Raw genomic sequence first — 4,080 nt, forward strand, 5'->3', positions numbered from 1 at the left:
GTACGGCTCCGACTCGCTGGAGCGGCTGCTGGCGGAGCACCGCGACGAGATCGCCTCGGACGTCATCGTGATCGCCGACTCCGGCAACTGGGACATCGGCGTACCGGCGCCGGGTGCGTGCTCCACGCGGTCATCCGGATCTTGTGCAGGCTGTCCCGCAGGTCGCCGCCACCGGCGTACTCGGCGGCCTGCTCAAGGAAGGCGGTGGTGTCGATCTGGGACAGGTCGCCACCGCCGGCGAGCTTCATCAGCAGCCGCAGCGCGGCGGCCGGGTCCTGCCCGGCGAGCAGACCGGCCCGGTCGGCGGAGAGCTCCGCCTTGCGCCACCACTCCAGCATCGCCGCGATGATGGCCCGCAGCGCGAACGCGCCGACCGGCAACCAGCTCAGGTTGGCCGCCCACCGGGTGAGGATCATGAGCATCGTCTTGTAGACCGCGTGCCCGCTGCCGACGTGCCCCAGCTCATGGCCGAGCAGGCAGCGCAGCTCGTCCTCGTCGAGCTGCTGCACGCAGGCGGAGTTGAGCACGACGAACGGCCGGTCCAGGCCGACGGCCTCGGCGCCCAGCCAGGGCGACTGCGTCACGTACAGCTCGGGCAGCTCGCTCACGTCGAGCGCCGCGGCGGCCTCGGTGTAGCGCTGCCACACCGCCGGGTACTGCCGGTGGTCGACCCGGATGCCCGAGGCCAGCACCGAGAGCCGGAAGCCCCGCTCGTTCCACATGCCGAAGAACGCCCGCACCACGTCGTCGAAACCCCGCAGCTCGCGCAGTGCGACCAGGGCGCCCCGGTCGGCCGGATGTTCCCAGGCCCGCGAGCTGATGCCGGTGAGGGTGATCCGGCGCCGCGCGGGCGAATCCGGTGCCGACATGATGAGTCCCCCGTTCGCCGCGCCTGAGCCTTCTCGGATCGTGCCGTGGCCGATGGCAGCCTCCTCGCATCGTGCCGCAGCCGGTGGCGGACGTCCATGCCCCGCTCAGCGGATGCGCACGTAGTACCGGTCCGCGTCGTGCGGCAGCCTCGGCGCGCCGTCGACCACGAGGTCGGCCCGGGTGGCCGTGTCGTCGGCGGCGAAGTGCGCGCGCTCCCCGGCGTGCCAGCGGCGCAGCTCGGGCACGATCTCCGGCCCGTCCCGGGCGACCGCGCGGGCCAGCCGCAGGGAGGCGGGCGCGGTGACGAAGGCGGCCAGGGTCACCTCCGGCGCGACGGCGGCGCGCGCGGCGCTGACCCCCTCCAGGATCAGCACCGGCCCGGCCGGCACCGGGACCGGGCGGGGCAGGAAGCATCTCCGTACCCAGCTGTAGCGCCGGTAGGAACCGTCCCGCCCCGCACGCAGCGGGCCCAGCACCCACTCGTCGAGTCGGGGCCAGAAGGTGAGTTGGTCGTCCCAGCCGTCGAGCAGGTCGTCGGTGTGCACCACCGGCGGCCGGGCAGCGCCGGGCAGCGCCGCCAGGGCATCCGCGAGGTGCGCGGCGAAGCGGCTCTTGCCCGCGCCGCTCGGCCCGTCGACCGCGACCAGCCGGGTCCGCCCCAACCGTGCCGGGCCCGCGAGCACCCGGCGGGCCAACTCGGCGTACGCCTCGACGACCACCACCGGCGGCACCCCGTCCACGCCGCCTCCCGTCCACGCCGACGATTCGGTAGAAAACAGCGCCAAGTCCACACGATCGACTCGCGATCACGGAAACCGGGGTGTCCCGCCGACACGGACACCACGACTTCCAGGAAGCCGAGTCGATCGTGCCGGATCGAGGTGCCCGCAACTCGTCCGGCTGACCGCCACGGCCGGGCACCGTCACGTCCGGGGGATTTGGGGCGACGACGGGTGATGCGCGGCCCGTTCGCCGTCCGACGCACACCCGAATCGGGATGATCGGGTGGTGCTCCGAGACGTGATGAGCCCCGGCGTCGACGCCCTGCTCGAACAGGCCCGCGCCGGGCTGCACCGACTGACTCCGCAGCAGACCGTCGAGGCGGTCCGCGGCGGCGCGCTGCTGATCGACACCCGTACCGAGATGCAGCGCCGCGACCAGGGCGACCTTCCCGGGGCGGTCGTCATCGACCGGACGGTCCTGGAGTGGCGGCTCGACCCGGCCAGCGAGTGGCGCATTCCGGAGGCCACCGGCTACGACCGGGAGATCGTCCTGGTGTGCCGGGAGGGTTACAGCTCCAGCCTGGCCGCCGCCAGCCTCCAGACGCTCGGGCTCCGCCGGGCCACCGACATGATCGGCGGCGTCGACGCGTGGCTCGCCGCCGGCCTTCCGACCACCGACCGCCCCGCCGACATCCGCCACTGACCGCGGCCGGTCAGGCCGGTGGCGGTCCGGGTGGGATGAAGGGGAGGCCGGGCGGTGGCCCGGTCTCGATGAGGCGCCACAGGGCGTCGGTGTCCAGATGCTCCTCCACCAGGTCACCGAGCAGGTCGAGCGAGCGTTCCCGGGCGGCGGCAAAGCTGGTGTCGGGAGCGACCCGGAAGCCGGTGCGCCCGGCCAGCCGCGCCACCTCGGTGAGGAAACGGCGGCGGAAGCCGTCGGATTCAAATGCCCCGTGCCAGTGCGTGCCGTGTACGACGCCGAGCACCGCGCCCTCGCCGACGCCGTCGCTCCCGGTCAGCAGCGGGGCCAGGGTCGGGTCGGTGTGCGAGACGTACCCGTGGTGGATCTCGTAGCCGCGGACCGGCAGGCCGCCGTGGGCCGTGCCCACCGACTGCCGGACGGTCTTGCGCGGATCGAAGGTGATCTCGATGGGCAGCAGACCGAGGCCCGGCACGCTGCCCTGACAGCTCTCCACCGGGTCGTGGATCGCGCGCCCCAGCATCTGGAAGCCGCCGCAGAGACCGAGCAGTGGCTTGCCGGCCGCCACGTGGGCCAGGACCGCGTCGGCGAGGCCGGTCTGGCGCAGCCAGGCGAGGTCGGCCACGGTCGACTTGGACCCGGGCAGCACGACCAGGTCGGCGGCGGCCAGCTCGGCCGGTTCGACGGTGAGGCGTACGCGGACGCCCGGCTCGGTGGCCAGCGCCTCCACGTCGGTGGCGTTGCTGATCCGGGGCAGCCGGACGACGGCCACGTCCAGCCACTCGGTGCCGTGCGGGGCGGCCGGGCGGCCGAGCACCCGCCCGTACGCGAGCGAATCCTCGGCGTCGAGCCAGAGGTCGAGTGCCCAGGGCAGCACCCCGTACGTGGGGCGGCCGGTGACGTGGCGCAGCATGTCCAGCCCCGGCTGGAGCAGGCCGAGGTCGCCCCGGAACTTGTTGATCACGAAACCGGCGATCAACGCCTGGTCGGCCGGGTCGAGCAGAGCGACGGTGCCGAACATCGACGCGAAGACGCCACCACGGTCGATGTCGCCGACCACGATGGTGGGCAGGTTGGCGTGCCGGGCCAGCCCCATGTTGACGTAGTCGCCGGCCCGCAGATTGATCTCGGCAGGGCTGCCGGCGCCCTCGCAGATCACCACGTCGTACGCGGCCCGCAGCTCGGCCAGCGCCGCGTACGCGGTCTCGGCGAGCCGGGGACGCAGGTGCCGGAACGTGCCGGCGGTGATCGTGTCGACCGCCTCGCCCAGCAGCACGACCTGGCTGGCCAGGTCGCTGCCCGGCTTGAGCAGCACCGGGTTGAAGCGCAGGTCGGGGGCGATGCCGCAGGCGGCGGCCTGCATGGCCTGCGCCCGGCCGATCTCGCCGCCGCGCCCGTCCGACCCGACCACCACCGCGGAGTTGTTCGACATGTTCTGCGCCTTGAACGGCGCCACCTTCACGCCCTGCCGGTGCAGCCAGCGGCAGATGCCGGCGGTGAGCACGCTCTTGCCGGCGTCGGAGGTGGTGCCGGCGACCAGCAGCCCGCCACTCACCGCCCGCTCCCCCGCCTCGCCGCGACGACTCCCCGCCCGCGCGGACGCTCACCGGCGCCGCCCGGATCTCCGGCGCGGTCGGGCTGGCCGCCCTCGGGCTGGCCGCCGCGTACCCGCTGACCGTCGGCCGTCTGGCCGCCGCCGTCGGGCGGCCCGCTTGAGGTGCCGCGCCTCGGGGCGGGGACCGTCTCCCAGGAAGGGACGCACCTCGGAGCGTCCGCAGTAGCTGTTCC

General features: G+C 74.0%; 3 protein-coding genes and 2 pseudogenes. 2 read left to right on the forward strand and 3 right to left on the reverse strand.

Annotation, left to right across the window (positions count from 1 at the left end; translation table 11 throughout):
• Positions 1-95: 95 nt before the first annotated feature.
• Positions 96-869 (reverse strand): annotated as a pseudogene (locus EAD98_RS11455) (M48 family metallopeptidase); the annotation flags it as partial.
• Positions 870-974: 105 nt separating this feature from the next.
• On the reverse strand, positions 975-1,610 hold the full coding sequence (locus tag EAD98_RS11460; protein WP_233583799.1) for a uridine kinase: 636 nt from the start codon (positions 1,608-1,610) through the stop codon (positions 975-977).
• Between the two features lie 283 nt (positions 1,611-1,893).
• Here EAD98_RS11460 and EAD98_RS11465 point away from each other — a divergent pair, with 283 nt between their 5' ends.
• The gene (locus EAD98_RS11465; RefSeq protein ID WP_121654036.1) at positions 1,894-2,295 is read left to right on the forward strand and encodes a rhodanese-like domain-containing protein; all 402 of its coding nucleotides are present in this window, start codon (positions 1,894-1,896) and stop codon (positions 2,293-2,295) included.
• 10 nt (positions 2,296-2,305) lie between these two features.
• On the opposite strand, the gene EAD98_RS11470 is transcribed toward EAD98_RS11465, so the two are convergent.
• Positions 2,306-3,847 carry a cobyric acid synthase gene (locus EAD98_RS11470; protein WP_121654034.1) on the reverse strand — a complete coding sequence of 514 codons (1,542 nt, stop codon included), beginning with the start codon at positions 3,845-3,847 and terminating at the stop codon, positions 2,306-2,308.
• A 59-nt stretch (positions 3,848-3,906) separates the two neighbouring features.
• Between EAD98_RS11470 and EAD98_RS11475 the strand changes: the two are divergent.
• Positions 3,907-4,008: pseudogene (locus EAD98_RS11475) on the forward strand (cobalamin biosynthesis protein); the annotation flags it as partial.
• Positions 4,009-4,080: the final 72 nt, after the last annotated feature.

The organism is Micromonospora sp. CV4 (genome assembly GCF_003667455.1).
GTDB lineage: Bacteria > Actinomycetota > Actinomycetes > Mycobacteriales > Micromonosporaceae > Micromonospora.